This is a genomic window from Pontiella desulfatans, assembly GCF_900890425.1.
In the GTDB taxonomy this organism is placed as follows: domain Bacteria; phylum Verrucomicrobiota; class Kiritimatiellia; order Kiritimatiellales; family Pontiellaceae; genus Pontiella; species Pontiella desulfatans.
Genome location: NZ_CAAHFG010000004.1, coordinates 767359 through 786002 on the forward strand (window position 1 = coordinate 767359; position 18644 = coordinate 786002).

The 18644-nt window shown below is 59.4% G+C and carries 15 protein-coding genes; 8 read left to right on the forward strand and 7 right to left on the reverse strand.

Annotated elements, in window-relative coordinates; genetic code table 11:
- The first annotated feature begins 65 nt into the window (after nt 1-65).
- The 7 genes from E9954_RS28755 (at nt 66) to E9954_RS28785 (ending at nt 10590) form a co-directional block, all read left to right on the forward strand.
- Nucleotides 66-1367, forward strand: a complete 1302-nt coding sequence (locus E9954_RS28755) for an MFS transporter (protein WP_136082742.1) — start codon at nt 66-68, stop codon at nt 1365-1367.
- Nucleotides 1368-1430: 63 nt separating this feature from the next.
- Nucleotides 1431-1664, forward strand: coding sequence for a hypothetical protein (locus E9954_RS28760; protein ID WP_136082743.1), 234 nt, complete (start codon nt 1431-1433; stop codon nt 1662-1664).
- A 149-nt stretch (nt 1665-1813) separates the two neighbouring features.
- On the forward strand, nt 1814-2896 hold the full coding sequence (rsgA, locus tag E9954_RS28765; protein WP_136082744.1) for a ribosome small subunit-dependent GTPase A: 1083 nt from the start codon (nt 1814-1816) through the stop codon (nt 2894-2896).
- Between the two features lie 6 nt (nt 2897-2902).
- Entirely contained in the window at nt 2903-3313 is a 411-nt protein-coding gene (locus E9954_RS28770) for an acyl-CoA thioesterase (RefSeq protein WP_136082745.1), read from the forward strand.
- 211 nt (nt 3314-3524) lie between these two features.
- Entirely contained in the window at nt 3525-8120 is a 4596-nt protein-coding gene (gltB, locus tag E9954_RS28775) for a glutamate synthase large subunit (RefSeq protein WP_136083056.1), read from the forward strand.
- Nucleotides 8121-8143: 23 nt separating this feature from the next.
- Nucleotides 8144-9616, forward strand: coding sequence for a glutamate synthase subunit beta (locus E9954_RS28780; RefSeq protein ID WP_136082746.1), 1473 nt, complete (start codon nt 8144-8146; stop codon nt 9614-9616).
- 95 nt (nt 9617-9711) lie between these two features.
- A complete protein-coding gene (locus tag E9954_RS28785; RefSeq protein WP_136082747.1) occupies nt 9712-10590 on the forward strand; it encodes a transposase in 879 nt (292 codons plus the stop codon).
- Between the two features lie 4 nt (nt 10591-10594).
- Here the strand turns inward: E9954_RS28785 and E9954_RS28790 are convergent, their stop codons facing one another.
- Nucleotides 10595-10879, reverse strand: coding sequence for a hypothetical protein (locus E9954_RS28790; protein ID WP_136082748.1), 285 nt, complete (start codon nt 10877-10879; stop codon nt 10595-10597).
- Nucleotides 10880-10971: 92 nt separating this feature from the next.
- Here E9954_RS28790 and E9954_RS28795 point away from each other — a divergent pair, with 92 nt between their 5' ends.
- Nucleotides 10972-11763 (forward strand): dihydrodipicolinate synthase family protein, encoded by a 792-nt coding sequence (locus E9954_RS28795; protein ID WP_168442669.1) that lies wholly within the window; start codon nt 10972-10974, stop codon nt 11761-11763.
- A gap of 57 nt (nt 11764-11820) precedes the next feature.
- On the opposite strand, the gene E9954_RS28800 is transcribed toward E9954_RS28795, so the two are convergent.
- The 6 genes from E9954_RS28800 to E9954_RS28825 form a co-directional block, all read right to left on the reverse strand.
- Entirely contained in the window at nt 11821-12585 is a 765-nt protein-coding gene (locus E9954_RS28800) for a transporter substrate-binding domain-containing protein (protein ID WP_136082750.1), read from the reverse strand.
- A 61-nt stretch (nt 12586-12646) separates the two neighbouring features.
- Nucleotides 12647-13945: a hypothetical protein gene (locus E9954_RS28805; RefSeq protein WP_222847358.1), complete on the reverse strand. Its 1299-nt coding sequence runs from the start codon at nt 13943-13945 to the stop codon at nt 12647-12649.
- Nucleotides 13942-14295 (reverse strand): four helix bundle protein, encoded by a 354-nt coding sequence (locus tag E9954_RS28810; protein ID WP_136082751.1) that lies wholly within the window; start codon nt 14293-14295, stop codon nt 13942-13944. The genes E9954_RS28805 and E9954_RS28810 overlap by 4 nt, the downstream gene beginning before the upstream one ends.
- 40 nt (nt 14296-14335) lie before the next feature.
- Complete coding sequence (locus tag E9954_RS28815) at nt 14336-15118, reverse strand: outer membrane lipoprotein-sorting protein (protein WP_136082752.1); 783 nt, start codon at nt 15116-15118, stop codon at nt 14336-14338.
- 71 nt (nt 15119-15189) lie between these two features.
- Nucleotides 15190-18144 (reverse strand): efflux RND transporter permease subunit, encoded by a 2955-nt coding sequence (locus E9954_RS28820; protein WP_136082753.1) that lies wholly within the window; start codon nt 18142-18144, stop codon nt 15190-15192.
- A 68-nt stretch (nt 18145-18212) separates the two neighbouring features.
- Complete coding sequence (locus tag E9954_RS28825; protein WP_168442670.1) at nt 18213-18539, reverse strand: ArsR/SmtB family transcription factor; 327 nt, start codon at nt 18537-18539, stop codon at nt 18213-18215.
- Between the last annotated feature and the right edge of the window lie 105 nt (nt 18540-18644).

Genomic DNA, 18644 nt, shown 5'->3' on the forward strand with positions numbered 1-18644 from the left:
TACCGCCAACCTGAATCGTTGCGAACAGGCTTGCAAGGGCCTTTCTTTGCCGACACCATTTCCCGATGCTTTCCGACCAACAGAGAAAAAGGGCGTTCAACATCATTATCGTGACCCAATGCCTGGGCATGCTAACTTCGGCGTTTTTCCAGAATGGGTTTTTTCTGAACTATTTCACCAAGCTCGGCATCTCCAGCGCGGCCATCGCGTTCCTGTTTGCGCTTCCTCCCCTGGTGGGTGCGTTCCTGATGCTGCCCTTTGCCTTTCTCGCCGACCGGAAAGGAATCATGAAGCAGGCGCTGGCCGGGCAGGTGATGGTGGTGGGAAGCATGTTGCTGATGATGGGCGCGGGTTGGGGGAATGCCCGGTGGGCCATGGGGCTCGTCGTAGCCGCGATTTTGCTCTTTTCATTGGGGGGCAGCATGCAGGGTGCGAGCTGGTTCGCGCTTTTGAACCCGATCGTCCCCAAGGAGATCCGCGGTCGTTTTTTCGGGCGGCTGCGCGTCACGTTCCAGATGGTGACCATCCTGTTTTCGCTGTTGATCACCCGGGCACTGGGGATCTCCGATGCCATGGTCACGTTCCAAATCGTTATCGGGTTTGTACTCGTGGCGCATGTGATCCGTTATTTCACCTATGCCCGGATCCCGGAGTTGGAAAAGGCGCACTCCAATGGCCGGGCGCGGCATTCGTTCCGGCAGGCGCTCGCCTCCGTGTTGCAGGTTCCCGGCTTTGGCCAGTTCAACAGCTATATCCTGCTCATTACGCTGTTCACCGCCGGCGTGCCCATCGTCTTCGGCCTGATGCAGAAGGATGTCTTTGGCTTTACGCCCGCACAGATCACGCTGATGGGCACCCTGTTCCTGGCGGGGAGCGTGGCCGGCAACTTGCTCGGCGGTTGGCTGGTGGATCGCGTCGGGACGCGGATCGTGTTCCTGATCTCCCATGTTTCCTATGCGGTCGTCATTCTCGGCATGCTGGCGCGCCATTGGATGCCGTGGCCGCTGGTGGTGCACGTGGGATTGTGCGCGTTCCTCTTCAATATGCTGGAGGCAACAAAGGGCATCGCCGTCACGTCCGAGATGCTGGGGCTGATCCCTTCCGCCAACAAATCGCTCTCCACGGCCGTCAGCATGACGCTCTTCAGTTTCGGGGTGGCGGCATCCGGCATGTTTGTGTCGCGCTCCATCAGCTGGAACATCCTCTCGCCGCAATGGCACATGCTGGGCCGCGAATTCACGGCATACGACTCCCTCCTGCTTGGCTTTGCCACCATGATCCTGCTGATGCTCGCCTCCATTGGCCTCGTGCCGAAAATCGTGAAAAAGGCGCAATTGATGCCCGGTAGCGGATATCCCCGCATTTGATCCAGGAAAATGTTGCTAAATCGCCCGCGCGGGGTTATATAGTCCTCTGAGAGGTAAAGGGTTATGAAAAGACATGGCATAGATGAAGAAGTCATTGTCCACCCGGTTGACGGAATGCAACTTTCCGAAGGCTACATCCGCGGGGATGAGGCCACCTGCTTCAAGGGCTGCCTGCCCGGTATGGAGCCGGAAGCGGGCGACACGCTCGACGAAGTGCTCGCTCGGCTAGAACGGAAAGCCAAGGCTTTCTATGGCGATGATGTGATTGTGGAAATCGCTCCGCACGCTGTTGCCTAAGTTCCGCAACCATTCGAGATGACACGTTCGCAGCGCGGTGTTACCGCGCCGGAGCATTCCTGCACACTTTTAAAATTCGCGTTTATTTGCATTCATGCGCGATTCCAATCCATGGTAATGCTTTTCACGGTTGAAAAAGGAATCTTTGAATGACGCTTGAGGAATTTGGCTACAGTGCATGGTTTTCTGAACAGATCGATCCGGAGACGGAAGCGGATCTGGCCGTCGCGCGCGTCACGGCCATCCACAAGGGCGAATGCGAGGTCTCCAACGGAGAAGAGACCAACGCCGCCAAAATGACCGGCCGGATGCGCCATCAGGCCACGTCCAAGCTCGACTATCCCACCGTTGGCGACTGGGTGCTGGTGAAGGATTTCGAAGACGAGGAGCGCATTGCCCGGATAACCCGCGTGCTCGGGCGCCAGTCGGAGCTCAAGCGCAAGAGCTCCGGACGCACCACCCGCTACCAGCTGATCGCCGCCAACATCGACACCGCCTTCATTATGCAAACCCTCGGGCCGGGCTATAACCTCAAGCGGCTCGAGCGCTATTTGGTGATGGTTAACGAAAGCGGCATCGAACCGGTTGTGCTGTTGAGCAAGACCGACCTGCTCAAGCCGGAGGAGCTTGCGGTCAAGATGGCCGAGGTCGAGGAACGCATGCCCGGCATCCGGGTATTGCCGTTCAGCAATGTCGACCAGGCTGGCCTGGAAGAGGTCACCGCGCTCTTTGAACCGGAAAAAACCTACTGCGTCATCGGCACCTCCGGCGTTGGGAAAACCACCTTGCTCAACAGCATTCTCGGGGAAGAGGATTTCCTGTTCACGCTGCCCGTCCGCGAATCCGATGGCAAGGGTGTGCACTCGACCACCTGGCGGGAGCTCATCACGCTCGGCAACGGCGCGCACGTCGTCGATACCCCCGGCATGCGCGAGCTCGGCAACCTGGATGTGAACGACGGAATCGAGGAAACCTTCGACGACATCATGGCGCTCGCGGGAGCCTGCAAGTTCAACGACTGTTCCCATGTACAAACCAAGGGGTGCGCCGTCATCGCCGCCGTCGAGCGCGGCGAGGTATCCGAGGCGCGATACAACAACTATGTGCGCCTCATGAAAGAGGCCGCCTTCCACGAACAGTCGGCGCTCGACAAGCGCGACCACGACAAGAAACTCAGCCGCTTCTACCGCTCGGTCATGGTCGAAAAGAAAAAGAATTCGGGAAAGTATTGAGTGGAGATGGAATATGTATTCGAAACGCAAATGATGGTGCGCGACTACGAGTGCGACCTGCAAGGCATCGTCAACAACGCCGTCTACCAAAACTATCTCGAACACGCCCGCCACGAATTCCTCCATTCCGTCGGCATCGATTTCGCCCAGCTCTGCGCCGACGGCATCGATGCCGTCGTGACCCGGATCGGGATCGACTACAAGTTCCCGCTCCGTCCTCGCGATGCCTTCGTCGTTAAGGTCGGCATGCACAAGCAAGGCAGGGTTCGCTTCGTCTTCGATCAGGCGATCTACCGCACATCCGACGAAAAGCTGATCATCGAGGCCCAGGTGACGGGCGTCCTCACCCGCAAGGGCCGCCCCATCGCCCCCGATCTGTTCGATGCGGTTTTCGCGGCCAAAGGCTGGGAATTCTAACGGGATTACCCGCATTTGGAAACCCGTAGCCCCGACCCGCATTAATTCGGCCAAATTGCCTGAATTGCTTGTTGAACGCCTATTTAGACGCGCTGAGGGGTTGACTTGAATCGACTCCCTAGGCAAATTACCCCGCTATTTTATCTGAACCCCATATCGAGGTTTTTTTATGAACGAAAAAACGACCCCTTATAAGGAAGAGAAGCTGAACATGTTCGGGATGCCCGAAGGGCAGGGCATGTACCGCGCAGACTACGAGCACACCAGCTGCGGAATCGGCTTCGTCGCCAACCTGAAAGGCCGCAAAAAACACGCGGTCATCACCGATGCCTTGGACATGCTCGAGCGCATGGAGCACCGTGGCGGCACCGGCTTCGACATCAAGTCGGGCGACGGCGCCGGCATCCTGTTCCAGATCCCCCACGAACTTTTCATGGAAGAGTGCCCGAAGCAGGGCATCAAGCTCCCCGCATTCGGTGAATACGGCGTTGGCATGACCTTCTTCCCGAAGGACGAGCGCCAGCAGGCCGAGTGCAAGGACATCATCGAACGCAACCTCAAAAAAACGGAACTGCCCTTGCTCGGCTACCGCATCGTGCCGGTCGACAACTCCGATCTCGGTCGCGATTCCGCCGAGACCGAGCCCAGCGTCCAGCAGATCTTCATCGGCAAGCCCGAGGGCATGTCCGCCGAGGAATTCGACCGCAAGTTGTTCGTTTTCCGCAAATACACCGAGCGCGTGGCCAACGAAACCGTGGCCGGCATCAGCCCGGCCGGACTCAACATTATTTCCTGCTCCTACAAGACCATCAACTACAAGGGGCAGCTCGTCACCGCCCAGGTGCCGCGCTACTTCCTCGACCTGCAGAACGAGTCCGCCGTCTCCGCGATCGCCCTCGTGCACTCGCGCTTCTCCACCAACACCTTCCCCTCGTGGAAGCTCGCGCAGCCCTTCCGCTACATCGCGCACAACGGCGAAATCAACACCAACAAGGGCAACATCAACTGGATGCGCGCTCGCGAAATCCTGCTCGAATGCACCGCCTTTTCGAAGGAAGAGCTCGAGATGATCTTCCCGATCTGCGACGTCAAGGCATCCGACTCCGCCAACCTCGACATGGCCATCGAAATGCTCGTGCTTTCCGGCCGTTCCCTGCCGCATGTGCTGATGATGCTCATTCCGGAAGCCTGGCAGAACGACAAGGACATGGACCCCGCCAAGCGCGCGTTCTACGAATTCTATTCCGCCATGATGGAGCCGTGGGACGGCCCCGCCTCCGTCTGTTTCACCGACGGCGTGCTCGTTGGCGCCACCCTCGACCGCAACGGCCTGCGCCCCTCGCGCTACTGCGTGACCGACGACGACATGCTGATCATGGCCTCCGAAACCGGCTGCATCGACGTGGACCACACCAAGGTGAAAATCCGCGGCCGCCTCCAGCCCGGCAAGATGTTCGTGGCCGACCTCGAGCAGGGCCGCATCATCTCCGACGAGGAGCTCAAGGCCGACCTTTGCTCGCGCCAGCCCTACCAGAACTGGATCAACCAGACCATGGTGCACCTCAAGGAGCTGCCGTCGCCCGCCGACTTCGAACTCAAGACGCCCGATGCGCAGACGCTGTTCAAGCGCCAGCAGACCTACGGGTTCTCCTACGAGGACATCAAGGAAATCATCCAGCCGATGGCCACCGGCGGCAAGGAGCCGCTCGGCTCCATGGGCGCCGACAATCCGCTCGCGGTGCTTTCCGACCGTCCCGTCCAGCTGTCGCACTATTTCAAGCAGCTCTTCGCGCAGGTCACCAACCCGCCGATCGACCCGATCCGCGAACGCATCGTGATGGACCTGCGCACCTATGTCGGCGGGTTCAAGAACATCCTGACCGAGTCGCCGGAACACTGCCGCCGGATCGCGATCCCGCAGCCCGTGCTGACCAACGAGGATCTCGCCAAGCTCATCCACGTCGATACGAACCACTTCCAGACCAAGCGCCTGGATATCGTGTTCCCGGCCAACGGGAAACCCGGCGTGCTCGAGCATACCCTCGACCGCGTCTGCCGCTATGCCGAAGACGCGATCGATGAAGGCTACTCCATCATCCTGCTTTCCGACTTCGCCTGCGATTCCGACCACGCGCCGATCCCCTCCGTGCTGGCCGCCGCCGCGGTCCACCACTACCTCATCCGCGCCGGTAAGCGCGGCAAGGCCGACCTCATCCTCGAAGTCGGCGATGTGCGCGAAGTGCACCACTTCGCCACCGTGCTCGGCTTCGGCGCTTCGGCCATCAACCCCTACATGGCGCTCGATACCATCCGCAACATGGAGAAGGAAGACCTGCTCAACGGCCTCGGTTCCGATGTGGCCATCCAGAACTACATCAAGTCCATCAATGGCGGCCTGCTGAAGATTTTCTCCAAGATGGGCATCTCGACCCTCGCCTCCTACCAGGGCGCGCAGATTTTCGAGATCGTCGGCATCAACTCCGCCGTGGTGGAAAAATACTTCACCGGAACCGTCAGCCGCATCGAAGGCCTCAGCCTCGACGACATTGCGAAGGAAACCCTGCTCAAGCACCGCAAGGGGTTCCCGACCCGCGGCGGCGCGCAGAAGGTGCTCGACCCAGGCGGCGACTATTTCTGGCGCAAGGACGGCGAACGCCACCTGTTCAACCCGACCACCATTCGCCTGCTGCAGGAATGCACGCGCGACAACGACTACGCCAAGTATAAGGAATACTGCAAAACGGTCGACGACCAGAACGAAGCGGCCTTCACGCTGCGCGGCCTCATGGACTTCAATTCCGACCGACCGTCCATTTCGCTCGACGAAGTCGAACCCGCGAAAAACATCCTGAAGCGTTTCGCCACCGGCGCGATGTCGTTCGGTTCCATCTCCTGGGAAGCGCATACCACGCTGGCCATCGCGATGAACCGCATCGGTTCCCGCTCCAACTCCGGCGAAGGCGGCGAAGATCCGGTGCGCTACCACAAGCTGCCGAACGGCGACGACATGTGCTCCGCCACCAAGCAGATTGCCTCCGGACGTTTCGGCGTGAACAGCTACTACCTCTCCAAGGCCTCCGAACTGCAGATCAAGATGGCGCAGGGCGCGAAGCCGGGCGAGGGCGGCCACCTTCCGGGCCACAAGGTGAACGGCTGGATCGGCCGCACCCGCGGTTCCACCCCGGGCGTGGGCCTCATCTCCCCGCCGCCGCACCACGACATCTATTCGATCGAAGACCTGGCGCAGCTGATCTACGACCTGAAGAACTCCAATCGCGATGCCCGGGTCAACGTCAAGCTCGTCTCTGAGGCGGGCGTCGGCACCGTTGCCGCGGGGGTCTGCAAGGCGAAGGCCGATGCCGTGCTGATTGCCGGCTACGACGGCGGAACGGGCGCATCGCCGCTCAGCTCCATCAAGCACGCCGGCCTGCCGTGGGAGCTCGGCCTTTCCGAAACCCACCAGACGCTGGTCCGCAACCGCCTGCGCAACCGCATCGTGGTTCAGGCCGACGGCCAGATGAAAACCTCGCGCGACCTCGCCATTGCCACCCTGCTTGGCGCGGAAGAGTGGGGCGTGGCAACGGCCGCACTCGTGGTGCAGGGCTGCATCATGATGCGCAAGTGCCACTCCAACACCTGCCCGGTCGGCATTGCCACCCAGCGCGGCGAGCTGCGCGAAAAGTTCGATGGCAACCCGGACCACGTGGTCAACTTCTTCGAGTTCCTCGTCGATGGCCTCCGCGAAATCATGGCCGAGCTCGGCTTCAAGACCATCGACGAAATGGTCGGGCAGTCGCAGTGCCTGAAGTTCCGCGACAACATCGACCACTGGAAATACAAGAACCTCGACCTCTCGCCGATCCTCCACAAGGAAACCATCGGCGCGGACGAGGGCGGCACGTTCCATAGCAAGGACCAGAACCACATGCTCGAAAGCGTGATCGACTGGAAACTGATCGATGCCGCCAAGGCCGCCATCGAAAACGGCGAAAAGGTTTCGGCGGAGTTCGACGTCATCAATACCGACCGCGCGGTCGGAACGATCCTTTCGAACGAGCTGACCAAGGCCACCGAAGGCAAAGGCCTGCCGGACGGAACCATCCAGTTCAAGCTCACCGGTTCCATCGGCCAGTCCATGGGCGCATTCATGTGCAACGGCATCGAGCTCGAACTCGAAGGCGATGCCAACGACTATGTCGGCAAGGGTCTCTCCGGCGGCCACCTCGCGATCTATCCGAGCAAGGGCGCCCAGTTCGTGGCCGAAAACAACATCCTCGTCGGCAACGTTTGCTTCTACGGCGCGACCGGCGGCAAGGCCTACATCCGCGGCGTGGCGGGCGAGCGCTTCTGCGTGCGCAACTCCGGGGCGGAAGTGGTGGTTGAAGGCATCGGCGACCACGGTTGCGAATACATGACCGGCGGCAAGGCGACCATCCTCGGCAAGACCGGCCGCAACTTCGGCGCGGGCATGTCGGGCGGCATCGCCTTTGTGTACGACGCGGACGGCGACTTTGCCGAGAAGTGCAACATGGAAATGATCGAACTCGAAAAGGTCCACGCCAAAAAGGACATCGCCGACCTCAAGTCGATGGTCGAAACCCACCAGCTCAAGACCGGATCCACCGTTGCGGCCGGCCTGCTGGAAAAGTGGGACGAGTCGCTCGCCAAGTTCGTGAAGGTGATTCCGACCGACTACAAGCGCATGCTCAGCTATATCGAGCAGGCGCGCGATACCGGCGAGTTTGAAACCGAAGAACAGATAATCGATGCGGCGTTCGATATGCACATCGCGGCCCTCAACGCCTAATGGATTGGTAAGGAGATTTAGTCATGGGAAAACCAACTGGATTTTTGGAATTTGTAAGGACTACCAACCCGATGCGCCCCGAAGAGGAGCGCGTTAAGGATTGGGACGAAGTCTACATCCTGCGCGACGAGCAGACCTGCCGCGAGCAGGGTGCGCGCTGCATGGATTGCGGCGTTCCGTTCTGCCACCGCGGCGAGATGATGGAGGGCGGCGCAAGCGGCTGCCCCATCAACAACCTCATTCCCGAGTGGAACGACCTCGTCTTCCGCAACCGCTGGAAGGAGGCGCTCGACCGCCTGCACCACACCAACAACTTCCCGGAATTCACCGGCCGCGTTTGCCCGGCTCCGTGCGAAGCCGGTTGCGTGCTTTCGATCAACGAGCCTGCCGTCACCATCCACGACAACGAACGCACCATCATCGACAAGGGGTTTGAAAACGGCTGGGTCGTCCCCGAACCGCCGGAAATCCGCACCGACAAGACGGTGGCCGTCGTTGGCTCCGGCCCCGCCGGGCTCGCCTGCGCCGCGCAGCTCAACAAGGCCGGCCACAACGTGACCGTCTACGAGCGCGCCGACCGCATCGGCGGACTGCTGATGTACGGCATCCCGAACATGAAGCTCGACAAGGCCGTCGTCCAGCGCCGCGTCGATATCCTCGCCGCCGAAGGCATCGAATTCAAGACCGGCATCGAAGTCGGCAAGGACATCGCGGCCAGCGAACTGCAGAAGCAGTACGACGCCGTCGTGCTCACCACCGGCGCCACCAAGCCGCGCAACCTTCCCGTTGAAGGCCGCGACCTCAAGGGCGTTCACTTTGCCATGGAATTCCTTGGCGCGAATACGAAAAGCCTGCTCGATAGCAAACTCGAAGACGGCAACTACATCTCCGCCCAGGGGAAGAAAGTAATCGTCATCGGCGGCGGTGACACCGGCACCGACTGCGTCGGCACCTCGCTCCGCCACGGATGCGAGAAGGTCACCCAGCTCGAAATCCTGCCGCGCCCGGAGGCCGACCGCAACCGTGTTTCCAACCCCTGGCCGCAGTGGCCCGCCAACCTCAAGACCGACTACGGCCAGCAGGAGGCCATCAAGCTCCAGGGCGAAGACCCGCGCAACTTCTCCGTCATGACCCAGAAGTTCGAAGGCGATGCCGACGGCAACCTCGTTGCCATCCACACCGTCGAGGTCGAGTGGGTTGACCGTGCGCCGAAAGCGATTGCCGGCACCGAAAAGCGGACGGAAGCGGATCTCGTGCTGCTGGCCATGGGCTTCCTCGGGCCGGAAGATCCGGTTGCCGAGCAGCTCGGTCTCGAGCGCGACCCGCGTTCGAACTACAAGGCCGACCACGAAGTCTACAAGACCAACGTCGATGGCGTCTTTGCCGCAGGCGATTCCCGCCGCGGGCAGTCCCTCATCGTCTGGGCCATCAACGAAGGCCGCGGCGCCGCCCGCGAGGTGGACACCTACCTCATGGGCGACACCGTCCTTCCGTAAACGGTCTTCAGCCGAATACGACAAACCCGGAGCCTCCGCAAGGAACTCCGGGTTTTTGTTTTCAATGATTGAGCGAGTGCATATGCTCGGAATCCATGAGCGGTGCGGATTTCAAGAAGAGCATGTCGCAGAAGCTGCGGATGGAGGGGCGCGACTATTCGAGTTCGGGGTGGTATTTCGTAACGCTGGGTGCCGACTACCACAGGAAGCTCTTCGGCGAGGTTGTGGGCAGCGAAATGCAACCGAATGCGCTGGGACAACTGGTGGAAAGGTGCTGGCTGGAAATCCCGCAACATTATGCCCACGTAGAGTTGGGTGCATGGCAGCTGATGCCGAACCATTTTCATGGGATTGTGCGGATTGTCCGTTCTGGCGAGGCTGGTTTGGGCGAGGTGCTGAACCTGTTCAAGGGTTCGGTCACGCGGGAGGCGCGAAAATCCGGAATAGTAGGCTCTCGCCATGGCGAGAAAGCACGGGTCTGGGCACCGAACTATTACGACGTGATTTGTTTTCGGGATGAGGAGTTGGAGATTCGCGAGCGGTATGTTCGCGCCAACCCGGTGCGCTGGGCGCTGAGGAGTGTTCCGGTGGGGCGAATCAAGCGGAGCCGCTTCAAGGGGAATGTGGAATTGCTCAAGGCGCAGCAGCGCCGCGCTTTGCGTGTTTCGCGCAAGGCGAGCGAAGCTCAGGTTGAGGCTTTAAAGAAGGAATTGGCGGGCTTCGATGGAGTGGTGTGCAGCACCTTCTTTTCGCCTGGGGAGAAGGTTTGCTTGAAGGTTTTGCTGAAAGGCCGGGCGCGGATTGTGTGGATTGTGCCGATGGCCATGCCCGAGAAGATTCCGACCCAATGGGCGGAGGCTTTTTGGGAAGGGCGGGCACTTTGGCTTTCAGCCTTTCCCGACGAACAGACCGAGGCGACGCGCGATAGCTGCGATGCCGCCAATCGATGGATCGAGCAGTTTTGTGGGCAATGATTGTTTACGGATCGTTGGCGTGGAGGTCTTCCTCGGCGGTGACCGCCACCCTAATGGCGCGGAGCTCGGCCTCGATGAGCTGGTCGATGGTGGTGTTGGGGCATTGGCCCAGCAGGGTGGATAGGTCCTCGGTCTTTTCGAAGATGGTTTCCGGATGGCCGGAACCGGGCGCGGTGCGGCGAACCTCGAAGCGGTATTCGTTTTGCGCGCCGTCGCTGGCGGTCACGAACAGGTGATGGTCGATGCCCTGGTGCAGGAAGCGCTCCTCGGCGATAATGTGTCCTCTCATGATAACCTCCGTTGATGCAGGAAGTGTACTCCGCTTGGCAAAGGTTGGAAAGTTGGTTTTCCAATCTTCGGGAAACCGCTACGTTCTTCCCCATGAGCGATGAATTAAAGGGTTTGATTGTGCCGGTGCTGACGCCGTTCGATGATTCGGGGGCGATTGACGAGGATGCCTTTGTCCGGCATCTGGGGTTTTTGGAACAGCACGATGTGAAACGGATCATGGTGAACGGGACGACGGCGGAGTTCCATTCGCTGTTGCCTGAAGAACGGAAACGGTTGCTGGTGCTGGCGCGGAAGCACTTCCCCGGGCTGATCGTGCTCCATGCCGGGGGACTGGGGCTGGAACAAAACCGGATCGAGGTGCAATGGGCGAACGAGCTCGGGGCGGATGCCGTGGTGGTGCTCCCGCCGATCTATCCGGCGGGATTGCCCGAGGAAGGTCTCGTTGAATATTTCAAGGCGCTGGAGGCCGGGGCCGAGGTTCCGTTCATCCTCTATAACTTCCCGAAGCATGCGGGCAACGCCATCACTCCGGAAGTCCTGAAGGCGGTTCCGCACTTCGCCATCAAGGATTCCGCGCAGAATTTTGAACTGATGGAGCACACGCCGCGCTATTTTGTTGGCTCCAGCACCAACATCTACGAGCCGATCCAGCAGGGCGCGGCGGGTTTCGTGGCCGCAACGGCGAACGTCCGGCCGGAACTCTATGCCGCCATGGAAATGCTGGTGGTTGCCGCCAAGGTGGAGGAGGCCGCCGTGATGCAGCAGGAGATCAAGGCCTACAGTGCGCCGTTCAGCGCAGGCGGCGTGGCCGCGCTCAAGCAGGCGCTGGCAAGAAAGCTGGATGGGTATCCAACCCAAGTGCGCATCCCGCTTAAGGGCTGATTTACAGGATGATTAGGATTCATAGTCCTCTTATCCCTGGTCTTGTTAAACGGGGTTCTACATCCCGAAGTTCGGGATCCAGTTTTGGATGATCTTCCGGCTGGTGCCGTCTTTTTCCCATTTGGCCAGCTGGGCATTGACATCGTCCAGCAACGCCATGTTGTGGCGGCCAACCGCCCAGGCGATCGGTTCGACGTTGAACACTTCCTGGAATGAGACGAGCAGGCGCTCGTTGACTGCGGATTGCCACCAGACCATGGGGGCCCCGCCCACGAACATGTCGGTTTCCTGGTTGATCAGCCCCTCCACGGCCTTCACCGAGGTGTCGTAGCCGACCAGTTCGCCGCGGGTGAAGCGTTGCCGGCAGAAGAATTCGCCGGTGGTGTTCTTGACGTAGCCGATACGCCGGCTCTGGTTGCGGATGGTGCTGCCAACCAGGCCGGAGGGATCAAAGTTGTTGCGGCGGAACATGGCGCTGAGGCCGGACTGCAAATAGGGGGTGCTGAAGTTAACGCGTATGCTGCGGGCGCCGGTAATCGTCATGTTCGACATGATGATGTCGGTTTTGTTTTGTTCCAGATCATCGATCTGCTGGTCCCAGGGAACCTCGACGAACACGACCTTGCGGTTCAGGGCCTGCCCCAGCTTTTGGGCAAAATCGGCTTCGATCCCCATGATCTGCCCGTTCTGCTTGAAGATCATCGGTTGCGAGCGGGGCGAGACGCCGACGCGCAGGATGGATGGATCGGGCTCGACGGTGCTCGTGGTTTGGCAACCGGCCAGCAAGGCGGCGATGGAAAAGAGAAATGCAATACGCTTCATGAATAACCTCCGTAGATTTCGGGAGAGTATCCCAACCCATCCGACGCTTTGCAAGCGTCCGCTAAAAACTATATCGCACACCAAGGTTGACGTTGCTGTTGTAGCGGAACTGGCCGAAGAAGGTGTGGTCGTCCTCGCCGATGAACCAGTTGCCGTTGGCGGAGACCGTCCAGTGGTCGTTCACCTTGTAGGAGGCGACCGGGCGGAAATAGGCGTCGTTGTCGGACGGCGAATAAAAGGTGAAGAGGCCCAGCATCAGGTTCTGGTTCATCAGCATCTGGGTCAGGCGCAGGGTCAGCACATGCCGGAACTCGTCGCGGGCGGTGGCGGTTGTGCCGAACATTCCGTTGTAGTTCTGTTCGTAGCCGTCGTGGTCCATCATCCATTCGAGATAATATTGCATCCCCGCCGTCAAATCCTTGGCCACTTCGCGTTCGTAGCCCATCAGGAAGCGGAACTCGTCGTTCGGTACGCTTTGCGTGGCCGAGGAGTCCTCCCGCGAGTCGTAGTAGCCCAGCTCCAGGTTGGCGAGGCCGCTACCAAGCGAGCCGCGCACACTGCCGCCATAGGCATTCATGCGCGGGAAATAGGCGTTGCCGGTCGCGAAGTTTGCGCCCATCGGGCTTTTCCAATAGCCGTGGTAGGCATACAGCGCGGCTTCATAGCTGAGCAACGGACGGTAGAACCGGCCGGAGATTTCGTGGTCCTTGAACCACTCGTCGCGTTGCCCGGCATCGATGACCGCGTTCTGTCCGGCAATGCTTTGCAAGCCGGGGTTCCAGTAGGAGACGCGGGAGCCGTCGATGTAGCGGTCGGCATCCATGCGCGGCATGTAGGCCACGTCGAAGCTGCCAATGGCCGGGAAGAAGCTGGCGAAGAGGGCGTCCGAAGGCGCCTTCAGGTATTCTTCGTCGCGCCCCAGCAGGAACGAGTTCCAATCCTTGGGGAACAAGTCGTTGATGAACAGCAGGTCGCCCGTTCCCCACGTCAGGATCTGCCGACCGATCTTTACATCCGACCAGTCGACCGGCGTGAACAGCAGGTTGAGTTCGCGCAGGTCGAAAAACCCTTTTCCGGTGTTCAGGTCGAGGTCGTCCTGGTCGGTGGCGAGGTCGTCATAGACCAAATCGCCGCGCGCATTGAATTCGCCCCAGTCGAAGTAGGTCTTCGAATCGAGCTGCAGGCGCAGCTCGGTCAGGCTGCGGTCGTCCTCATAGGGATCGTTCTGCGTGCGCACCCCCGCGCGCCCATCCACAAAGCCGTGGAGCTCCGTATCGAGGGCGAAGGTTGGTGTTGCCAACGCGATGGTGAGGAAGAGAAGCGGGATGCTTGATGCTTGATGCTTGATGCTTGGTTTCATTTCAACGTGCTCCTGATGAATGCATTTAGCTTCGGGCCGAGTTCATCGATGATGGCCTTGTACGCGTTCACGTTTTCCTTGGCAATGAGATTTCGGCGGGATGCTTTGCGCAACCAACATTTGGTTTCCTCGAACGATCCTCGGGAATACCGATAAAAGTTGGCTTTGTCCTTGGATGAGTAGCGGCCATAGCCTTCCGCGAGATTGGCCGCGATGCTATCAGCGGAACGTATGACTTGGTATCCGACAGTGCGTTGGGCTTTCTCGCTCCAGTGGTCGAAATCATCCCAAACCATGTCGGAAAGTTCCTCGGCGAGTCGATAAACATCCAGTTCGTAAACTTCGCGCATTCTTCTCTCCTGTTCCTGCCAAGCATCAAGTATCCAGTATCTATCTCGTCACTTCGCGGGGCGGCCGGCGGAGGAAGCGCTCGGTGAAGATATTTTCCTTGAGGCCGATATCGTACTGGATGTTCTTGAAGGTGTTGACGGTGGAGCCTCCGGAGTTGAGATCCTTCACGACGGATTCGGTGACGGTCGGGAAACCTTGGATGGTTTCAACCTTGGTGGCCTCGACGGTGCGGTAGTGCTTGCCGTTCTTGTCGAAGTATTCCGCATGGCGCGGAAGGAAGGTCTCCTTGTCGATCTTCACGATATAGTGGGAAAACTCAACGCTGCCCGCATCCTTCGGCGTATTCTTGATGACATACTGCGTGGCGGTGGTTTCGACCAGTTCGTGGTTGTCTTCCTTCAGGTTGCGGCCGGAGACGTCCTCGTAGACAAAGTCGGAGCCAACGAACGAGGTGCGTTTGTCGCCCGGGGCGATTTCGCGCTTGAGGTTGAGCGCGGGCAGCCACATCCAGCGCGAGTCGTTCTTGCCTTCGGCGGTTTCCTTCCAAACCAGGAAGACCTGCTTGTAGAGGTCGGCGGGTTTCTTGAAGTAGACGTAGAATTTTTGGTTCCCGCCCTCGGTGTTCATGCGCAACAGCGAAAACTCGCGCGTGCGTTCGGAGCCGGACTTATCGATGATCTTCATCTCAACTTCGGCGCTTCCGTCGTTGCCGGCATAATACGCGGCATCGTTCGCCTTCGTTACGATTTCATCAACACTCAGTTCGGCATAGACACTCGATGCGATTGCTACTGTTGCTATTGCTGTGATCAACTTTTTCATTGTTCTGTCTCCTATTCTCTAACCACTAATCTTCATTAATTGGCACTAATCGGATTCTTGATTAGTGAAGATTAGTGTGAATTAGTGGTTTCGTTGTTTTTAAATAACCATTTCTGAAGCCCGGTGATGAGGGCGGCGAGGATGAAGAGGGTGGCGATCCACGACACCGCCATGATGGTGGCGAGGAAAAAGCCGACCGTCTTGTAGGGCACCAGCGGCGCAAACAGCAGCGGCGTGAAGCCGATCGAGATAATGATCGCGTTGCGGCTGATCGCCATCGCGGGTTCCTGGAACATGTGCCAGACCGCGTCCTTCCAGCTGCCGAACTTCCGGGTCAGTTCGCGCGACCGTTCGAGGAAGTGGATCGCGAAGTCGACGCTGAGGCCCAGCGTCAGCGACGAGAGGACGGCCACGGGCATGTCGTAGTCCTTGCCCGCCCAGCCGATCAGTCCGTAGATGAAGGTGATGGTCACGGTCAGCGGGATCATGGCCAGCAAGCCGAACAGGAAGGAGCGGAACAGCACCATCATCATGATCAGCACCACGACAAAGGAGCTGAGCAGCGCATTCATCATGCCGGCCACCATCTTATCCTGCCAGACGACGTTGAGGTAGGTCAGTCCCGCCCAGCCCACATGGAGTTCGGCCGGCGCCGGGTTGTCGGCCATCCAGGCCTCGATCTGCCCGACGACCGCCACCATGTCGGTGTTGTCGCCGCTCTTGAGCTGGATCCAGACGTTGACCTCGTTGTAGTCCTTCGTGATGAGATGGAAGAGGCTGTCCTTCTTCTTCATGCCTTCGAGCTGGGCAAAGACCTGGCCAACGGCGGACGGGTTCGGCGGAATGGTGTTGAACTCCGCGTTGCGGTCGGCGGGGGCCTCGGGGATATAGTTGAGTTCAAAGTTGGCCTTCTTGAGCGAATCGACGGCGGAGCTGGATTTTCCAATGCCCGGGATGGTCGACATGAACGCCTGAAGACGCTCGACATAGGTCAGCATTTCCGGGCGCTTGAAGGCCGGCGCGGCGGAATCGGCACGCGCTTCGAAAAGGAAATCCTCGAACGAGAGCGCCGCATAGCCATCGATGATGTCGAGCGACTTGTTCTGCAGCTCTTCCCCCGCCAGCGACTCGAACGGCTTCATGCGTTCCGCGAAAACCTTGCGGGTGGCTTCGTCGCCGATGTTGGCGGTGGCGGCGGTTAGCTTGGCATAGGTCAGTCCCTCGGGGTCGAGATAGTTGATCTCGTCGCCGAGCGCGTTCCATGCGCCGGAAACCTGTTCGTCCAATCCCTGAGCGGTTTCAACGAGATCGACGAAGCAGCGTTCGATGTCGGCATTCTTCAGCGCCTGGAACTTGGCGTTGGTGTCGTCGAGGATCGCGAGGAAGGTGGCCGAGGCATCCGGCAGGGTGTCGCCGAAGCGCTCGATGGCGGCATCGCGCATCATCTCGATGCGCTCGGCGCACGTCAGCGTCATGATCTGCGCGGGTTTGAGCGTGAGGTAGGCGGTGTAGGTTCCGCCGAAGTGGTCGTTCAGCACGCGGTCGGCCACGCGGATGCGGTGGTTCGCCGTGAACCATTTCACCGGATTGTCGTTCACCTTGATCTTCGAAATGCCCACCACGGAGACCGCAAGTACGGCCATCGTGAGGGCGAGGGTCAGCTTCCAGCGTTTGTACGAAACCTGCCCCAGGCGGCCGAGCGTCCGGCCGAGCAGGCCATGGTGGTCTTCGGCTTCCACCGGCTTCAATTGGTCGAGGGTTTTCTTGGGGACAAACAACATGATGTAGGCGGGCACGAACGTCATCGTCAGCAGCCAGGCGAGGGCAACGCCAAAGGCAACGTGCAAGCCGAACACCTTCACCGGCGGAATCGGCGTGGTCGCCAGCGAGGCAAACCCCGCGATGGTCGTTAGCGACGTGTAGAGCATCGGCATGAAGAGGTGCCCGACCACATGCTTGATGGTCTTCGCCTTGTCGCGGAACTGGTGGTAGGAGTCGAAGAACTCGGAGAGGATGTGCACCGAGTCGGCCACCGAGATCGGCATCAGGAAGATGGCAATCATGGAACTCATGATGTGTACGTCGAAGCCGAGCCCGATCAGCAGGCCCATCGTGGCCACCACGCTGACGATCGCCACGAGCATGGGCGCAATAATGAGCGAGAAGCGGCGGAAGAAAAAGAGCAGCAGCAGGAAGATCGCCAGTCCGGCCAGCGGGGCGGAGGTGGCCATCTGCACCAGCATCTCGACGCCGAACGTATCCTGGGCAACGGGCTGGCCCGTAATGTAGACCTGGTCGGCTTCATCCCAATCGGCCGTCAGGTTTTCAATGAGGTTGGCGACATTGTACGAAAAGGTTTTTTCCGTGATCGGGATGTAGAGCGCAATCGCCTTTCCGTCTTCGGAGACCAACGTGCCCTTGTAGAGCGGGTTGTTCATGGCATCGGTCTTGATGGCGAGCGCCTGCTCGCGGGTGGTGGGCGCTTCTTCCATCAGGTATTCGATGGCCAGCTGCCCGCGGTCGGCCTGCTTAATGTTGTCGACCACGCTGGGGCTGATGATTTCCGGCGCGATGATCGCGGAGGAACCGTCTTCGGCAAATAGGCGGTTGACATCGTTGCCGAACACCTTGGCGAGCCCGCGTTCCCATGCGCTGTCGGATTCGAGCGCCGGGGCATAGGGCTGTCCACCGCGCATCACTTCCGGTTTGCCGTCGGCGTTTTGGTGCAGGCTGATCAGCTCGTGGGTGAGGGCGTCGATCTTGCCGAGCGTCCCGACGTTGAAGATGCCGTCCTCGTGCTCTTCGTTGACGATGCCCACGATGACGAAGTCGTAGAGGTTGTAGCGCGCCTTCACCTCGTTGTGGAAAACGCGGATATATTCATCCTCGGCCAGCATGTTTTCGGGATCGTTATCAAACGAGACCTTCGGGAACTGTGCGCCGAAGAAAACGGTGATGGCCAAGGCAACGACCATGATGATCCAGGGGAATCGAACACTGAAAGTGGTCATTTTCAAACGTTTCATTCTTCTACCTCTCGGTTGGTTTGGCCGCTGAAATCGGAAAAACCTTATAAAGCAACCGGTATTAATGTCTATTCATTTCTTTCGCAACAATTGCAAAGGCAGTTGAGCAGGGCGATCGGGCGCGCATCGGCAATCGAATACCAAACCTCCTTGCCGCGCCGTTCGGCTTTCACCAAGCCAACCCGCCGCATCTGGTTCAGGTGCTGCGAGGTCGCCGCCTGCGCAATGTCCAGATGCTCGGTGATCGCGTGCACCGAGAGCTCGCCCATCGAGTTCAGCGCATCCACGATGCGCAGCCGCGCCGGGTGCGCCAGCAGCCGCAGCATATCCGCCGCCTGCCCCACAAATTCCGGCGCCATCTTGTCCAGTGCGCATTCTGTCTGTTTCGTTGCCATGGGGATTAACATATGCAGATATTCAAATATGTCAATAGATTAAAATATAAAAACTTTCTAATGTGTCGCTGGCGAGCTGAAACGATGGTTGAGGATATCCTTCGT